Genomic DNA, 15,986 nt, shown 5'->3' with positions numbered 1-15,986 from the left:
TAGTCAACATATTCTTTGTAAACCTTTATGATCAAGAATTTTAATTTCGTTTTTAAAGGTTTTGATTAGCTTTTCATCCTTAAAATCCGTCAAGGTCCTTGTCAGGGTTTCTTTGGCAATTCCCAAGAAACTTGCCAGATCCGACCTGCTTATATCAAGAGATCCCGGATGTCTTTTTTTCCTTTGTAAATGTAAAATTGCATCTGCCGTTCTGCATCTTACTGAGTCATAGGCCAAATGCATTAAATGGTCTTTTACATTCTCGAGGTCGGATGAGAGAAGGTCAATGAAATTCAATCCAAGTTTCGGATTTGATTTTATTAATTCCAATAATTCTTGTTTTCTAATTCTTATCAGGGTGGTATCTTTAATCGTTTCGGCATTTTCAAGATAAGGCCTGTTCTCGAGCAAGGAAGTGAAACCGAAAAAGCTATTGTCAGAAAATATTTCTGTTATCAACTCCTTACCTTCTTGATTCATTTTATACGTTTTCACTTTGCCTTTTAAAATGTAAAAAACATGATTACTGATATTGCCTTCACAATAGATAGTCGATCCAGTCTTGTATTCCAGCCTTCCTTTGTGTTGAAAGGCCTTTTCAATCTCATCAATACGCCATTTTTTTACTTCCTTGTCCTCTTTTGTTTTCTTGGAAGTCATTATATCCCGCCTCTTTAATCGGGAGGCAACTGCGCTTAATAATTCAGATTCTTCAAAAGGTTTGGTAATATAATCAGTAGCACCCAGGTCCATACCTCTTCGGATATCGTCGTGTTTGGTTTTTGCAGACATAAATATCAATGGAATTTTCTGTAAAGAAGCGCTTCTCATCATGATCTGTAAAACACCATACCCATCAAGTTCGGGCATTAAAATATCGCAAATGATTAGATCAGGATTAAAAAATTTTGCTTTTTCAATTCCAAATTTTCCATTCTCGGCAGTGATTACATCATAATTCGCCAGTTGTAAAATTTCAGCTGTATTCTCTCTTACGATTTTGTCATCTTCAATAATTAATATCCTTTTCTTCATGTTTTCCCTTTTTAAAAACAACATTCTAATTAGCTAGTCGCCAAAAACCTCATGAACCAACGGCAATTTTATAGAAACCGTAGTTCCTTTATGCTCAGCGCTCGATATACTTACCTGACCTTTTAACTTTTCCATATGCTTTTTCACAATATTCAAACCAATACCGGTTCCTTTGATATGCAAGGCATTTTTCGACCTGTAGAATCGGTCAAATATAAATTCCTGTGCATCTGCTGGAATTCCTATTCCCTCATCCTCAATGTCAATCTTTAAAAAACGGTCCCCTTGGATGCGAATCCGTATGACAGAATTCTTATCTGAGTATTTGATGGCATTGTATAATACGTTTCGAATAATAATATCTATTACCTTTTTATCATGAGAAACTTCAATGGCGTTGACACATGGTTCTAATGCTATTTTTTGGCCTTCTTTAAGCATCACACTGGCATCGTCTATTAGTTTGTTGACCAATGTACATATCTTAAAATCCGATACCTGGAATGAATAGGAGTCGCTTTCGGTTTTTTCAAGAAATAGAAAATCATCCAGAATACTATTCAATTGATTTACCAAGGTCTTAATTGTATGGGTATGTGAACGGATTTTTTCTTGTGCTCCAATTTCATTATACTTCTCAATAAGGCCTGCAGAAGTAAGAATACCACTTAAGGGTGTTTTGAACTCATGAGATGCCAATGACATAAACTTGGTTTGCATTACATTTAGCTCCTTTTCTTTTTCAAAGGCTGATTTTGCACTTTTCTCGGCACAAATTCTTTCTTTAATTTCTTCCTTTAATTTTTGATTGGAACGTTCCAGTTTGACAATTGCCTCACTCAATTCTCGTGTTCTTTGTACTACTTCTTTCTCAAGGTTTTTATTTTTATCCTTGATTCGTTGCTCCTTCTTCTTTCTGGAACTAATCTCAGATATCAACGCCTTGGCATAAAAACCTCCCTCATGTCGAAAATAATTCAGACCAATTTCTAGATCGAGAATAGTTCCGTTTTTATGCAGACCTTTAAATTCCCGGCCTTTGCCTTTTTTATATTTTTTTGGAAAATTAAGATAGTTATGAAAATGCTGGAGATGAGTCTCTCTCAAGTCTTCCGGTATCAAAAAGTCTATTTTCTGACCGATGAGTGCTTGTTTTTTATACCCAAAAATCTCTTCTAAGGCAGCGTTGATCATCACAATTCTACCCTCTTGATTTGTTATACAAATCCCTTCTAGCAGAGAATCAAAACAAATTCTATAAAAAACTTCATCACTTTTTACCATGAGCGTCGTTTTTAAAAAATTCGATAGATCAAGTTACGAAAAAAACGGAAAATTTTCGGATAAACAGCTAGTTAATTATCTATTACAGATTGATTCTAAATAAGTTACTATACTTATAAAGAACTTATTTCCTGGCCATTTTTGTAGGTAGTTTTATTCACCAGGCGACCGGCTTCATCATAGGTCTCATATTCACCACTAAGCCGACCATCTTTAAAATATCCCTTTCTTTTTAATTTTCCATTTTCATGAAAAATCTGGAAGGCACCATTTTCTTTTCCTTGAGAATAAGAACCTTTTCTCTTCAGTTGGCCATTTTCATGGTACATAAAAAATTCTCCTTCTTTCTGCCCATTTTCATAGGCTGTTTTTACGTACAAGGCCAAATCCTCATAAAAGTTCTCATAGGCGCCGGAAAGCAAATCGTTCGAATAGGTGGCGCTTTCTTTTAAGTCTCCATTTTCATAATACTTAAAGCTAACACCCTGTTTCAATCCATTTTTATAATTAACGATGGATTTGGTATTACCATTTTCGTAATACTTCTTCTGCTCTCCATCAAAATTGCCATGTAAATGATTGCCTTCAGCTTCCTTTTGACCATTTTTGTAGTACATCACTAAAGGTCCGTGGTATTTGCCTTCTTTGAAACTGGTCCTAATTGCCAATTGACCATTCTCGTAATATTCTTCGTACTGACCATCATATTTGTCGTCCTTAAAGCTGGTCTTCCTCTTTAATTGTCTGTTTTCGTAATACAGTTCATAAGGTCCTTCTTTAACTCCGGCCTTAACAGTATACTTTAGCTTAGGATGCACATAATTTTCATACACTTGCCCATCATACTGAACATCATTTGCATAAATCACAGTCCTTCCATGAACATTGCGTTCTTCTATCTCCGATATATGTACTTTTTCCTGAGCTTCTAACATTGTAACCCACAAAAACATAAGAAAAAGTACACCGATTTTTTCTTTCATTGCGTCAAGATTAATTTCACCAAACCGCTCAAAAATAAAAATTTAAACCGAATAATAAAATATGTGCCCTTGCCTACTTATTAATTGTTTTAAACAAAAATGATTGAAAATGAGCTATTTGCCCCTAAAAACACCCTTAAATTTATTTTTTTATCAAGCAGGTTTGAACCAATTCAAAGGCTGATTTTGAGATAATCACCCCTCCCATTAACAAAATAAGACCTGCAAATCCCTTGACTACCGAAGTCATTAGTTCTAATTCTGGCGCATGGGATGCTATCAAGGCTTCAAATGTTAAAAATAAGCCCATCATAAAAGTCATCCCTATCAAAGTTATAAATATCTGTTTCATCATTTTCCTTTTAAATTAACTATACATCAAATTTAAAAGGATCTATTCGATATGTATGCGACATCTTATGTCTGAACTTCAGGACAATAGCTTTTCAAAACACAAACTGTTCTCTATACCAAAATACTGACCGTAATTAATGATTCTGTGATACCCTTTCCTTTCATAGAGTACAATGGCCTCAGGTTGTTTCTTTCCTGTCTCTAAACGACACTTTTTATAAGCAAGTTCAAATGCCCATTTTTCCAGTTCAGCAAGAATTTCTCCAGCTACACCCTTGGTTCGTGCATTGAGCTTTACATACATTCTTTTGATCTCCACACTGTCCTGCGTTAACTCTTTTAGAGCGCCGCAACCAATGGCTTCATTGTTTTTATAGGCAACTACGGTATAATTCAAATCAACAATTGAATTGAATTGATGGTAAAATTCATGATCGTCCCCATCCCTGATCGCCAGCTCAGCATCTAACAAATTCACTAATTTTTTAAAGTCTTGGTTATCTGAGTTCGTTCTAATTAAACGTATCATATTTAAAGTAAGGTTCTATAGTTAACTATCAATACCAATTTTATAAACTTCAAGCGCCCTTTTTCTTGCTATCTTATGATCAACCATGGGTTCAGGATAGTCAGAGGTTCCAATTTCAGCTATCCATTTCCGCACATACTGTTGCTCCTTATCAAATTTTTTCGCCTGTTCATATGGATTAAATATCCTAAAATAAGGAGCAGCATCACAACCCGTTCCCGCTGCCCATTGCCAATTTCCATTGTTTGAAGACAATTCATAATCCATGAGTTTTGAGGCAAAATATGCCTCGCCCCATCGCCAGTCGATGAGCAAATGTTTGCATAAAAATCCAGCGGTAATCATTCGAACCCTATTGTGCATATAGCCCGTACTGTTTAACTCTCTCATCCCGGCATCCACCATCGGAAATCCCGTGAGTCCATGCTTCCATTTCTCAAATTCTTCCTTGTTGTTTCTCCAAACAATACCGTTGTATTTTGATTTGAAATTCTCAAAAACTACTTTTGGGTAATGATCCAGAATTTGCATAAAAAACTCCCTCCAAATCAATTCACTCAATAGCGTATCACTTACAGTTAAAATATGTGCTGTCAACCTTCTTATACTAAGCGTTCCGAATCGCAAATGAGGTCCAAGGTTAGAGCCTCCCTCTTTTGCGGGGAAATTACGCTCATTTTCATAATCAGCTATCACAGAAGGATCATAGGGTTTAACTTCTAACTCACTCCTTTCAAAACCCAAAGAGCTCATACTTGGGAAATCCGTTTGTGTTTTTTTGAATTTAGAATAATCCGGTGTCTCAAAATTATGGTTCGAAAGATACCTTTTCAACCATTTGTTCTTGTAGGGTGTAAACATATGGTAAGGTTTCCCATCATCTTTTAAAATTTCCCCTCCCTCAAATATTACCTGATCTTTGAAATGCTTCAATTCTATGGAATGATTTTTTAGCAAACTCTCTATACTACGATCTCTTTCTTTAGCATATGGTTCATAATCTCTATTGATATAAACCGCTTGAAATTCTATCTTTCCCAGTAATTCCTTCCAAACATCAATCGGATTTCCCTTAAAAATATGAAGACCACTTCCATACTTTTTTAAAAGATCATTTATATAGAAAAGCTGCTTATAAATAAATGAAATCCTGGGGTCATTAGAGGATAATTCTTTGACAATCTGTTCATCAAAGATGAAAACTGGTAAAACAGTATCATATTCTTCCAAGGCTCTTTGCAGTCCTGTATTGTCATCTAATCTAAGATCCCTTCTAAACCAAAATATTGCTGTGCTCATACCTTCTTAATTCATATCTAGTCTAATGGAGAAGCAATTTTCTTTAACATTCCATTAAAAATTAATCCGTGAAAAGGGTATACAGCATACCAGTACAAACGCCCTGGCAGACCCACGGGCCTGAAGGTGGCTGTTTGAACCACAACCTCATCTTTAACTCTAAATTCCAACCAGGCCTCTCCGGGCAATTTCATCTCTGCAAATAACAACAACCTGCCTTCCTTTTTATTGGCATAGAGTACCCTCCAAAAATCAACGGCATCACCGGAATGCAATTCTACTTCGCTGGTTCTTCCTCTTCTTAATCCTACACCACCAAACATATTATCAAGAAACCCTCTTGTTTCCCATAACCAATTTCCATAATACCAGCCATTTTTTCCACCAATTCTCCAAATTCGGTCTACAGCAGCATCAAAATTGTCAAATTTCATTTCACGTTGATCCTTAAAGCATCCAAATGAAGGAACATTTATAAAATCAGATATTTCCATTTCCATGGTACCGCTGCTCATCGCATCTTTCCAGCTGGACACAATTTCGTTGCTTTCAATTTTATTAAATGCCCTTTGTAAGGCTTCCCGATATGAAATGGGTTCTATTCCCAAAATTTCGGCCCAGTCATTATTTCTGCAAATCACCTCAATCTTCATGCTATTGACCAATGCAATGGCGAGATTATAGGATGTTGAAGTGACAAAATACAGCCAGTAGGAAGACAGTCTGGGTGTCATCACAGGAACGATATATATGTTTCGTTTTAGATTTCTAACATTGGCAAATTCAAGTAACATTTCCTTGTAACTTAATATATCCGGACCTCCAATATCGAAATCTTTATCAAACCCTTTTTCATTGAACAAGGTTTTTACCAAAAATTTGATGACATCGGTAACACCAATAGGCTGACATCTTGTTTGCAACCATTTCGGTGTGATCATCAACGGTAATTTTTCAACCAGGTCTCTGATTATTTCAAAGGAGGCACTTCCTGACCCAATTATTATACCTGCCCGTAACGTCGTCAATTTGTAATTCCCTCTGGATAATTCCTCTTCCACATTCTTTCGGGAAGACAGGTGTTTCGACAAGCCCTCTGCGTTTATAATTCCGCTTAAATAAACTACATGTTTTACATTGGTAGCATTCATGGCTTCCTTAAAATTCAAAGCAGAATCATGTTCAAGTTTTTCATAATCCTTGGAAGATGACATAGAATGAACCAGATAATAAGCCCCGTCAATATCCTTAGGAATATTTTTCATGGTACTTTTATCTAATAGGTCGAGCTCTATAATTTCTATTTTCGATTTCAGCGACTCCGGAGGATTAAACCTTCTCAAATCGCGAACACAACAAACTACCTCATGTCCATTATCCACCAAAACCGGTAACAATCTCTTTCCAATATATCCTGTGGCACCTGTAAGAAGTATTCTCATATACGAATCAATTATTTCTCTTTTTTCATATCCTTTAGCAAGTCACGTATTTCCAACAGCACTTCTAAAGATTCGTCTTTCATTTCCTGTTTAGACCCAGTTGAAGGCTTTCGAACAAGCAGTTCTCTTTGCTCCAACACTTTTTCTTTAAACTTTTCAGCTTGGTTAATGCCTATCAATTTCATATCGCTTCCATGAGGGTTGCTACTCCCGGCTGTTTCAATTTTCAGAATTTTAAGGTCAAGGGAATTCAAAATAGGGTTCTGAAGAAAGGTAAGGTCCTGTATATTTTCTAGCGGGATGGTTTTCTCTACTTTAAAAAATGCCCCCTTGCTAAAGACCAAATGATGTTCAGTAAGTTTACACTTTAAGTTCTCATAATACTTTGCACTGTAATATTGTCCAAAACCTAATAACCATATAATCAATAATGGAATTCCAATGAGAGAGACCAATAAAAAAAAACCTACAACCAGCAAAATATAAGTTTTGATCTTTAGACTGAATACGGCCTTTTCAATAATCTTCTGTTCTTCCATTTACTTGTTCGATAAACGATTAGTTTTCTATAAAAATAATGAATTAATCGCTAAAATTAATGAAGAATACCTGGCATTCCCTTTCAAATTTTTTTACCCTGACTCGAAGGTGCCTCCAATACCTTAAAAAAATTATCTTTGTTACAAGTCACATTTTTAAGCCACCACATTTTATGAAGAATTTATACTTTATTTTTTTACTACTGATGCTGGGCTGCGCTCCTTCTGAACAAGAAACTTCAAGAAATAACGAGCTTCAGCGATGGAAAGAACAGGCGAATAATGTAGAGATCATAAGGGATGATTATGGAGTTCCTCATATTTATGGAAAAACAGATGCCGATGCCGTTTTTGGATTATTATACGCCCAGTGTGAAGATGATTTTAACAGGGTTGAACAAAACTATATTTGGGCCACCGGTCGTCTGGCAGAAGTTGAAGGCGCATCAGCGCTGTATAGCGATCTAAGGGCTCATTTATATATGACACCTGAAGAAGCCATCCAAAATTTCGAACAAAGTCCTGAATGGTTACAGAAGTTATGCGTTGGCTTTGCCGATGGTATCAATTACTATTTGGCCTCTCACCCTGAAGTTACACCTAAACTGATTAAACGTTTTGAGCCTTGGATGCCCTTTTATTTTAGTGAAGGTTCCATTGGTGGTGATATTGAAAGAGTATCTACAAAAAAGATTCAAACCTTTTATGATGTTTCTCCTGAAAAAGGAATTGCCAGTGTTCACGATGGCAAATTAGGTCTTACATACGGCGACCTTCAAGGTTCCAACGGGATCGCGATTTCGGGAAAACATACTGCCTCAAAAAATGCCATGTTATTGATCAATCCTCATACCTCTTTCTTTTTCCGAGGTGAAGTGCACGTTGTAAGTGAAGAAGGACTTAATGCCTATGGAGCCGTAACCTGGGGACAGTTTTTTATCTATCAAGGGTTCAACGAAGCCACCGGCTGGATGCATACCTCAACCGGAACCGATATCATCGATGAATTTGAGGAAACCATCATTGATACCAAGAAAGGAATAAAATATATTTATGGGGATGAAAAAAGAACATTGGAAGAACTCCCAATTAGCCTGAAATACCTTTCAGAAAACGGTATAGAAGAGAGAGATTTTATCGGCTACAGATCGCATCATGGTCCAATAACTCATTCCAATGAAGATAAATGGGTCGCTACCGCACTCATGTGGAAACCAATAAAAGCATTACAGCAATCGTTTATTCGAACCAAGCAAAAAAATCATGCGGGTTTCAAAGAAATGATGAATTTGAGAACCAATTCATCCAACAATACAGTGTTTGCGGACAAAGAAGGAAACATAGCCTATTATCATGGAAATTTTATTCCCAAGAGAAACGCCGAATTAGACTACACACAACCTGTTGATGGCAGTAATCCAGATACTGACTGGAAGGGTCTTCATGAAGTTGATGAAAATATTCTGGTCGTCAATCCAGAGAACGGATGGATTCAAAACTGCAATTCTACGCCATTTACTTCAGCCGGGATCTATAGTCCAAAACCTGAAAATTACCCCCGATATATGTCTTCTTTCCCTGAAAATTATCGAGGCATTCATGCAATTGAACTTCTGAAAAAAGCAAATGACCTTACTTTGGACAAGTTAATCGATCTGGCCTATGATCCGTATTTACCGGGTGCTGAAATTTTAATCAAAGGACTTCTAGAAGCATCGAAATCTATGAAAGAATTAAATCAAAATCAAAAAAAGGCATTGAATGAATTGGAAAAATGGGACTTTAAGGTTCGTGTAAATTCAATACCGATGCTTTTAACTCAATATTATTTAAACACCTATATAGGATCAGAAAATATTCGTAAAAAAAGAAGGGGGTTTATCAATATGGTAAACTATATGGCGAATGAATCTTCCTATGAAGAACGAATGACGGTGTTTTTCAAGGCTGTTGATCAACTAGAATCTGATTTCGGTTCCTTGGAAACACCCTGGGGAGAATACAACAGATATCAAAGAATTAATGGTGATATCATCCAAAAATTCAATGATAGTCTTCCAAGTAAACCAATTGGTATGGCCAGCGGCTATTGGGGAGCCCTTGCTTCTTTCGGCACAAGGCACGGAGAAAACACCAAACGAGTTTATGGAGTTGGAGGAAATAGTTTTGTAGCGGTAGTTGAATTCGGAGACAAAGTGACGGCCCGGAGTTTATTGGCAGGAGGGCAAAGTGGCAACCCGAAGTCCAAACATTTTGACGATCAGGTAGAAGCCTATGCAGAAGGAAAGTTTAAAAACGTGGCCTATTACAGGGAGGATGTTATCAAAAGGGCTGTATCAACATATCGCCCCGGAGAATTAAAGGACACATCAAACCATTGAAAAAAGTAGCAATCCTATACCAGGCTCATCCGGCTCCATCTCAGGACGGCGTTATAAAACCCATGAAAAAAGGTGGGTATTCTGATAGTGGTGCTGATCTTGCTGTGGCATTAAAAAATGACTATTTGGTTATCACTCCTAAAGATACTCCCAACGAACAGAATGATCTAGACTGGGTATTTCCGGATACGGAACAAGGAATTCAACATGCCCTCGATCTTGGTGCACAAGTACTTTGGCTTAACACAGTGCTCTATCGTAGCCATCCAATCATTAAATTTGTTGGTAAAGGACTGGAAGTAGTGGGTCAGAAATCCGATATGGTGGATACATTTGATAACAAATGGACAACTAACCAGCTGTTAAAAAAGCATCGCATACCCATACCAAAAGCAGTAATGATCGATAAAGCTACGATGGATCTGAATCAATTGGAGTTTTCTTTTCCTGTGGTATTAAAACCGATTCGGGGAAGAGGAAGTCAAGGTGTACAAGTAATTGAAAGCGCCTCTCATCTGGAGTCAAGTCTGGAGAAGATGTTCAATGCCGAATTGTACGGATCCAAAGTGTATATCGAACCTTTTTTATCAGGAAACGAGATTACTGTTACTGTGATGCCTCCCGGCACATACTTTCTAAAAGAAAAGACCCTTGAGTACAGTGAACCATGGTGCCTTCCTCCCATTCACCGTTATAATCATAAAAATGGTATAGCTCCTTACAGCGGCGAAGTTCCGGTTGTGCTAAACTCCCGGGTTCTAACCCCTTCGGAGATTAGTAGCCATAAAATTCAGAAGGTGATGAATCATTGTATAACAGCGGCAACCCTGCTAAAAGTGACTGCTCCCATTAGAATTGATTGCCGCGCTGACCATAATGAACTATATTATTTATTTGATCTCAATCTTAAACCCAATATGACCGGTAACATCCGAAAAGAAAGGACAGATCAGAATAGTTTGAGCTCCATCGCTGCAGCTGCATTTGGCTGGTCCTATACAGAATTTACCATAAATATTTTGGAACAAAAATGGGCCCTGTAATTCACTAAAATTTGTTACTCCCAGTCTTCTTTGTCAAGTATAAATAATTCGCTTAACTCTGTCTCAAAAATACTGGCAAGTTTAAGAGCCAGGACTGTGGAAGGCACATACTTGCCTAACTCCATTGCATTAATGGTTTGTCTGCTCACCTTTGCCAAAGCAGCCAATTCTGCCTGAGTGATGTTTTTTTTGGCCCTCGCTACTTTTATATTATTCTTCATAACTCAAGGATTTATTCAGAGCTCTTACCTGCCAGTTGAATCTGATCATAAAGAAAAGTAATATGGTAAACATGTTGGCGATCATCACCCAAAGAAAGGAAATTCCATAAACAAATAAAATAGAGAATACTAGTACGGCATAATTAACGTACGTGGCCCAAACCAGTGAATCAAGGCGAATTTTCTCGATTAATTCATCCTCTTGTTTCTCTTTAGAAAACGCCGCCATTAAAAAACAAATAATAAGTGCAAGTCCTATCAATTCATTGAGTATGTTATTCTCAGTCATTCCAAAAGTGAATTTATCACCAAAAATTTCGTCAACGAAAATTGCAGGAACTCTCAGATCTAAAAAATCAGGCTCTATGTCTAAATGAATCACATAAATGCCAGCGATCAATAATGGAATCAGTAAAGCCATGCCAATGTGCTTATACCGATGCGGAAATAAATAATTTAGTTTCATAATTTGCTATTTAGACTTCAAATGTAAAAAATATTTATCATAATGTAAAATAAACTTTACATTATGTATGATAAATTTTACTTTATCGGTCAAGTATTCTAAATCTACTCTTAAAAATTCATTGGCTATTTCTTAACTTTGCGCTTCAAAATATCCACTGTTATGCAAAAAAGAATCCTTTTTTTTATAAGTATATTCGTTCTAAATGCCTGCAGCACTGTGCCTATCACAGAGAGAAAAAGAGTCAATATTGTAGAAGATTCAGAAATATTACCCGCCAGTTTTGCTCAATATGACACCTTTCTTAAGGAGCATAAACTTTCAACGAATGCCAGCCAGACCAGACAAATAAAAGAAATTGGTGGAAGGATATCAAAATCGGTTGATCGTTTTATGAGAGCCAATGGAATGACTGAAGAAGCAAATAATTATAAATGGGAGTTCAATCTCGTTGAAGATGATCAAATGAATGCCTGGTGTTTACCGGGTGGTAAGGTTGTATTTTACACTGGAATTTTACCCATATGTGGCAACGAAGATGGTATAGCGGCTGTAATGGGCCACGAAATTGCACATGCTTTCGCAAAGCATGGACAGGAAAGAATGACAAGTTCTTATGGACAGCAATTAGGTGGTATGGCAGTTGCCCTGGGAACTTCAGGTCAAAATTATGAGACGCAAGTTCTTTGGAACAGTATTTACGGTATCAGTTCACAGGTTGGAATGCTGGCCTATAGCAGAACCCACGAAACAGAAGCCGATAAACTTGGAATGGTATTTATGATCATGGCAGGGTATGATCCAGAAGAGGCTATTGATGTTTGGAAGCGTATGAAAGCGGACTCAAAAGGTCAGGCCCCTCCCGAATTTTTGAGCACCCACCCTTCTCATGATACCAGAATTAGTGATCTACAAAAATACTTACCTGTCGCAAGAATGAACGCACGGGACTATGGCATTGAAAACTAAATACTGGGCACAAAAGTAATTTACATCAACACTCCGTTTTTTGGAGAAATGGCAGCAGGTAATTCTTTTTCACCCAGCATTTCTCTCAGATCAATCTCAATGGTCCTGCATAATGATAACATCGGAATGTCATTGGCCATTCCCTGAAAGGGGTTCTCTGAATAATCTGCCACTACCTCCATCATCACATAAATCCAACCAATCAACACTGTAATCGGTACAGATAACCAGACTCCATAATTAGCGATTTTCATCAACTCAGGAATCATACTAAAAGGAAGAAGGATAATAAATATCCCAACAAAATAACGACTCATATTGGCATATTGTCTGGGCAGTGGGAACTTCTTTATTCTTTCATTCTTTCCCTGCAAGGTGTAAAAATTCTTTAATAGCCTGGTCAACTCCATGTGTCTGAAGTCATCGATAAGTCTCTGCTCTCTTAATTGCTTCAGGTCTCTTGATTGCTGGTTAATGATTTGAGTTGCGGTGTTGACATATTCAAGCAACTCATCATGCTCTTCATTGGGTAAAAATTGTTTTAATTCTAACCTTGTCACCTCATCATCGACCAATCCTACACCAAATTTTTTTTGATACATTTTTGCCGTTTTTGTCATCAAACCTCCCTGGCTAATGTGTTCCCATGGTGTCGCCACCAATAACTGACTTCGATGAGCGTATAACCATGCTATATGCCGATACACCAACCTTTTTTTTATTCGCTTGATTTCTGCCGGACTTTCGAGAGAATCTGTAAATTGATTTGTAATAAAACCATCGATCATCATACCCCAGGAGCGACTGTCGTTTACAATACCTCCCCATATTTTTCTCGCTTCCCACATTCTGTCATAGGCCTGGTTGTTCTTAAATCCCACATAAAATGCTACCGCCGTACCTACGACTGAAACCGGCAACCACGGAATATGAATATTGAAAATATCATAGTAGTAAAGGCCGGCAATAGATCCCATAACAAGAAATAACCAGGCTAAATGATGCATGGTCCAGCTTATGATGCTTTTTAGACTTATTCCTTTGGTGATGATCATGCTATTGGTTTTATGTTAAAAAAGAAACTTCAGGTATTCTTTTTAAAAATAGACAAAATCCAGACAACGGAATTCCTAAAGCATGCTTCATTTCTTACTAAAAAATCAAAAAACGGAAACCTGCATCCATGGATCGGATAAAATTCAATCTGCCCTATTGAATAGTTTGCACGCCTGAGAATGGCATGACAAAAAATACTGGTATTTATTTTACTCTTTTAAATCTGAATAATTTCAATATCCAGTTTGGCAAAGGATGATTTCCTCTTTTTCTAAAGTCGATGTACCAACCCAGTTTTTTAATCAAGGGAATTTTGTGCGTTTCCACGAATTCGATTAAAGTCCCTTCCGGTGCCTGAATATAAGCAAAATTCCCTGCAGCGTCTCCCATATCAAACGTATCCATTGCTCTGGCACTATCTACTGTAAAAGGATGCCCAAAATTCAATGCTTTTTCTCTTAAGGCATCCATGTCATTCATATCGTAGCAAAGGTGAATAAATCCGGGGTCCCCCCAGATCCTACCTTCATAAATACTCTTTGGAGTCCCATTGAGTACTTGAACCAGTTCTATCTCTGATTTCCCAAATAAGGTGCTGAAGGCGCCATTTTTAACATCTGAATGTTGTAGTAACACTCTTCTAAACTCCTGATTTCCTCCCGGAATTTCTGAAAAATCTTCAAAAACTCCTGTTTCGTCATAAGCAATTTGATCAAATCCCAGAATATCTCTATAAACGGCAAGGCTCGAATCGATGTCTGCCACTCCAATGATGGTTCCAAATACACCTCCATTTACTGAAGTCTCTTTACTAAATACTACCGGGTGTTCTTTGACCTCCCAAAGATTATCATATGGATCCTTTAAAAAAAAGTGTTTGTCTCCACCAGGAGCAGTTCTAATTTCACCCAACAAATTCAATCCAGACTCTTTATAAGTATGATAGGCTTTATCAACATTATCCGTTTTTAAAACACCAATATTAATTCCAAAATCTCCTAAAACAATAGGTATAGCTATTGGACTGGGTTTTTTGTCGGTATGTTGCCAGATTTCAAAACCTCCGCCCCCTTCCATATTCAAGGCTAGAATTGCATGTCTTGCTCTTGGCTTTCCATCTGTATGAGCAAGCATTAATTTGGCTTCTGCTTCTTCATCAAACATCAAAATATCCATCGAAAAATGTTTTCGATACCATTTCCAAGCCTCATGCACATCTTCGACGCCAACTCCTAATTGCTGTATTCCGTTTATTTTCATGACAATTTTTCTATTATTTTATACTACAAGGGTTGAACTTTGGTTGAAAGATAATAAAACAATCTTGGTAAAAACCTTCTTATCTGAACCATTAGTAATTCACTCCCTCCAATAAGTATTTCTTTCCTTTCTTTTCCCAACGAATTTACGATAGTCCGGCCCGCCTTTTCAGCGCTCATACCCTTGTTTTGGCCGTCATCCATTTTATGATAGGCTTTTCCTTGACTATCAAGGGCATTCATAGAGATATTGGTTTTAACCCTACCCGGAATAAGCATCGAAATCAAAATATTATGAGCTACATTTTCGGCTCTCAGACTTTCAAAATAACCATGTAAAGCATGCTTTGAAGCTGCATAGGACGAACGGTAAGGAAAACCAAATTTTCCAACGATACTGCTGGTAACTCCAATTTGACCTCCTCCGTTACCAATCATAATAGGTAAAACCATCTTTGAAAGTTCAATGGTTCCAAAAAAATTAACCTCAAAAATCTTCCTTTCGACTGCGATATCGGTATCAATCGCATAAGATCGCTGACTGATTCCCCCAAAGTGATAAAGACCGTCAATTGTTTTGTTAAAGGCCTGCGCCTTTTTTACAGCGGCAACTATGGATTCCGAATTCCCTAAATCAAGCGGAATCACTTCTGCTGAACTTCCATTGTGTTCACAAATACCTCTTACTTCTTCAAGTGCATCTTTATTTCTGGAAGAAAGTATTAAATGACATTTTTTATATGAAAATTCAATGGCCACTGCCCTTCCTATACCCGAAGAGGCACCTGTAATCCATAATGTTTTCCCATTGAATTTCATTTGAAGCTCTGTTTTCGATTTTGGCGAAGATACCTTTATTATCTCTTAGGTTCAAAAAGATTTACATCTGGCATTTTTATTAAAAACCTTATAAAATCTATCTAGTTGACATATATGCCTCCTAATCAATATGCGATTATTCCAGTACAGAATCAAAAAAATAAAAAACCCTTAATTCAACTAAGAATTAAGGGTTTAAAGTGGTACCTCCAGGAATCGAACCAGGGACACATGGATTTTCAGTCCATTGCTCTACCAACTGAGCTAAGGTACCATCCGTTAAATCGGGTGCAAATATAAATTTATT

The 15,986-nt window shown here is 37.1% G+C and carries 16 protein-coding genes and 1 tRNA gene; 3 read left to right on the top strand and 14 right to left on the bottom strand.

The genetic code is table 11. The annotated features are described in order from the left end of the window. Positions 1-3: 3 nt before the first annotated feature. From ACR2MV_RS09495 to ACR2MV_RS09460, 8 genes are all read right to left on the bottom strand, one after another. Positions 4-1,035 carry a response regulator gene (locus tag ACR2MV_RS09495; protein ID WP_434021674.1) on the bottom strand — a complete coding sequence of 344 codons (1,032 nt, stop codon included), beginning with the start codon at positions 1,033-1,035 and terminating at the stop codon, positions 4-6. A 33-nt stretch (positions 1,036-1,068) separates the two neighbouring features. Beyond that, complete coding sequence (locus tag ACR2MV_RS09490; protein ID WP_434021673.1) at positions 1,069-2,319, bottom strand: PAS domain-containing sensor histidine kinase; 1,251 nt, start codon at positions 2,317-2,319, stop codon at positions 1,069-1,071. Between the two features lie 113 nt (positions 2,320-2,432). Further along, positions 2,433-3,302, bottom strand: a complete 870-nt coding sequence (locus ACR2MV_RS09485) for a toxin-antitoxin system YwqK family antitoxin (protein ID WP_434021672.1) — start codon at positions 3,300-3,302, stop codon at positions 2,433-2,435. 142 nt (positions 3,303-3,444) lie between these two features. Continuing rightward, positions 3,445-3,657 (bottom strand): hypothetical protein, encoded by a 213-nt coding sequence (locus ACR2MV_RS09480; protein WP_434021671.1) that lies wholly within the window; start codon positions 3,655-3,657, stop codon positions 3,445-3,447. A 75-nt stretch (positions 3,658-3,732) separates the two neighbouring features. Further along, a complete protein-coding gene (locus tag ACR2MV_RS09475; RefSeq protein ID WP_434021670.1) occupies positions 3,733-4,185 on the bottom strand; it encodes a GNAT family N-acetyltransferase in 453 nt (150 codons plus the stop codon). Positions 4,186-4,206: 21 nt separating this feature from the next. Next, on the bottom strand, positions 4,207-5,484 hold the full coding sequence (locus tag ACR2MV_RS09470) for a cryptochrome/photolyase family protein (RefSeq protein ID WP_434021669.1): 1,278 nt from the start codon (positions 5,482-5,484) through the stop codon (positions 4,207-4,209). A gap of 17 nt (positions 5,485-5,501) precedes the next feature. Then, positions 5,502-6,926 carry an SDR family oxidoreductase gene (locus ACR2MV_RS09465; protein ID WP_434021668.1) on the bottom strand — a complete coding sequence of 475 codons (1,425 nt, stop codon included), beginning with the start codon at positions 6,924-6,926 and terminating at the stop codon, positions 5,502-5,504. Between the two features lie 11 nt (positions 6,927-6,937). Next, the gene (locus tag ACR2MV_RS09460) at positions 6,938-7,465 is read right to left on the bottom strand and encodes a PH domain-containing protein (RefSeq protein ID WP_434021667.1); all 528 of its coding nucleotides are present in this window, start codon (positions 7,463-7,465) and stop codon (positions 6,938-6,940) included. A 173-nt stretch (positions 7,466-7,638) separates the two neighbouring features. Between ACR2MV_RS09460 and ACR2MV_RS09455 the strand changes: the two genes are divergently transcribed. Both ACR2MV_RS09455 and ACR2MV_RS09450 read left to right on the top strand, forming a co-directional pair. Beyond that, complete coding sequence (locus ACR2MV_RS09455; RefSeq protein WP_434021666.1) at positions 7,639-9,846, top strand: penicillin acylase family protein; 2,208 nt, start codon at positions 7,639-7,641, stop codon at positions 9,844-9,846. Further along, complete coding sequence (locus ACR2MV_RS09450) at positions 9,843-10,889, top strand: ATP-grasp domain-containing protein (protein ID WP_434021665.1); 1,047 nt, start codon at positions 9,843-9,845, stop codon at positions 10,887-10,889. The genes ACR2MV_RS09455 and ACR2MV_RS09450 overlap by 4 nt, the downstream gene beginning before the upstream one ends. Before the next feature lie 14 nt (positions 10,890-10,903). Here ACR2MV_RS09450 and ACR2MV_RS09445 read toward each other — a convergent pair whose 3' ends face one another. Both ACR2MV_RS09445 and ACR2MV_RS09440 read right to left on the bottom strand, forming a co-directional pair. After that, positions 10,904-11,110 carry a helix-turn-helix transcriptional regulator gene (locus tag ACR2MV_RS09445; RefSeq protein ID WP_434021664.1) on the bottom strand — a complete coding sequence of 69 codons (207 nt, stop codon included), beginning with the start codon at positions 11,108-11,110 and terminating at the stop codon, positions 10,904-10,906. After that, positions 11,100-11,576 carry a hypothetical protein gene (locus ACR2MV_RS09440; protein ID WP_434021663.1) on the bottom strand — a complete coding sequence of 159 codons (477 nt, stop codon included), beginning with the start codon at positions 11,574-11,576 and terminating at the stop codon, positions 11,100-11,102. Before ACR2MV_RS09440 ends, ACR2MV_RS09445 begins: the two co-directional genes overlap by 11 nt. A 162-nt stretch (positions 11,577-11,738) precedes the next feature. On the opposite strand from ACR2MV_RS09440, the gene ACR2MV_RS09435 reads away from it, so the two are divergent. Then, on the top strand, positions 11,739-12,545 hold the full coding sequence (locus ACR2MV_RS09435) for a M48 family metallopeptidase (RefSeq protein ID WP_434021662.1): 807 nt from the start codon (positions 11,739-11,741) through the stop codon (positions 12,543-12,545). Positions 12,546-12,565: 20 nt separating this feature from the next. Here ACR2MV_RS09435 and ACR2MV_RS09430 read toward each other — a convergent pair whose 3' ends face one another. From ACR2MV_RS09430 to ACR2MV_RS09415, 4 genes are all read right to left on the bottom strand, one after another. Next, the gene (locus ACR2MV_RS09430; RefSeq protein ID WP_434021661.1) at positions 12,566-13,600 is read right to left on the bottom strand and encodes a bestrophin family protein; all 1,035 of its coding nucleotides are present in this window, start codon (positions 13,598-13,600) and stop codon (positions 12,566-12,568) included. Between the two features lie 205 nt (positions 13,601-13,805). Next, on the bottom strand, positions 13,806-14,861 hold the full coding sequence (locus ACR2MV_RS09425; RefSeq protein ID WP_434021660.1) for a VOC family protein: 1,056 nt from the start codon (positions 14,859-14,861) through the stop codon (positions 13,806-13,808). A 23-nt stretch (positions 14,862-14,884) separates the two neighbouring features. Next, positions 14,885-15,679 (bottom strand): SDR family NAD(P)-dependent oxidoreductase, encoded by a 795-nt coding sequence (locus ACR2MV_RS09420; protein WP_434021659.1) that lies wholly within the window; start codon positions 15,677-15,679, stop codon positions 14,885-14,887. Positions 15,680-15,880: 201 nt separating this feature from the next. Continuing rightward, a tRNA-Phe gene (locus tag ACR2MV_RS09415) sits at positions 15,881-15,953 on the bottom strand. Positions 15,954-15,986 lie beyond the last annotated feature (33 nt).

The sequence above is a fragment of the Lutimonas sp. genome, from assembly GCF_051011215.1.
Lineage (GTDB): Bacteria > Bacteroidota > Bacteroidia > Flavobacteriales > Flavobacteriaceae > Lutimonas.
The sequence above is the reverse complement of the archived record's forward strand: the minus strand, read 5'-3'. Positions and strand labels throughout refer to the sequence as shown.

Coding starts and splice junctions, on each gene's coding strand:
- ACR2MV_RS09425 (WP_434021660.1), bottom strand. CDS start 14,861: ATGAAAATAAACGGAATACAGCAATTAGGAGTTGGCGTCGAAGATGTG.
- ACR2MV_RS09430 (WP_434021661.1), bottom strand. CDS start 13,600: ATGATCATCACCAAAGGAATAAGTCTAAAAAGCATCATAAGCTGGACC.
- ACR2MV_RS09480 (WP_434021671.1), bottom strand. CDS start 3,657: ATGATGAAACAGATATTTATAACTTTGATAGGGATGACTTTTATGATG.
- ACR2MV_RS09420 (WP_434021659.1), bottom strand. CDS start 15,679: ATGAAATTCAATGGGAAAACATTATGGATTACAGGTGCCTCTTCGGGT.
- ACR2MV_RS09460 (WP_434021667.1), bottom strand. CDS start 7,465: ATGGAAGAACAGAAGATTATTGAAAAGGCCGTATTCAGTCTAAAGATC.
- ACR2MV_RS09470 (WP_434021669.1), bottom strand. CDS start 5,484: ATGAGCACAGCAATATTTTGGTTTAGAAGGGATCTTAGATTAGATGAC.
- ACR2MV_RS09485 (WP_434021672.1), bottom strand. CDS start 3,302: ATGAAAGAAAAAATCGGTGTACTTTTTCTTATGTTTTTGTGGGTTACA.
- ACR2MV_RS09455 (WP_434021666.1), top strand. CDS start 7,639: ATGAAGAATTTATACTTTATTTTTTTACTACTGATGCTGGGCTGCGCT.
- ACR2MV_RS09435 (WP_434021662.1), top strand. CDS start 11,739: ATGCAAAAAAGAATCCTTTTTTTTATAAGTATATTCGTTCTAAATGCC.
- ACR2MV_RS09440 (WP_434021663.1), bottom strand. CDS start 11,576: ATGAAACTAAATTATTTATTTCCGCATCGGTATAAGCACATTGGCATG.
- ACR2MV_RS09445 (WP_434021664.1), bottom strand. CDS start 11,110: ATGAAGAATAATATAAAAGTAGCGAGGGCCAAAAAAAACATCACTCAG.
- ACR2MV_RS09495 (WP_434021674.1), bottom strand. CDS start 1,035: ATGAAGAAAAGGATATTAATTATTGAAGATGACAAAATCGTAAGAGAG.
- ACR2MV_RS09465 (WP_434021668.1), bottom strand. CDS start 6,926: ATGAGAATACTTCTTACAGGTGCCACAGGATATATTGGAAAGAGATTG.
- ACR2MV_RS09475 (WP_434021670.1), bottom strand. CDS start 4,185: ATGATACGTTTAATTAGAACGAACTCAGATAACCAAGACTTTAAAAAA.
- ACR2MV_RS09490 (WP_434021673.1), bottom strand. CDS start 2,319: ATGGTAAAAAGTGATGAAGTTTTTTATAGAATTTGTTTTGATTCTCTG.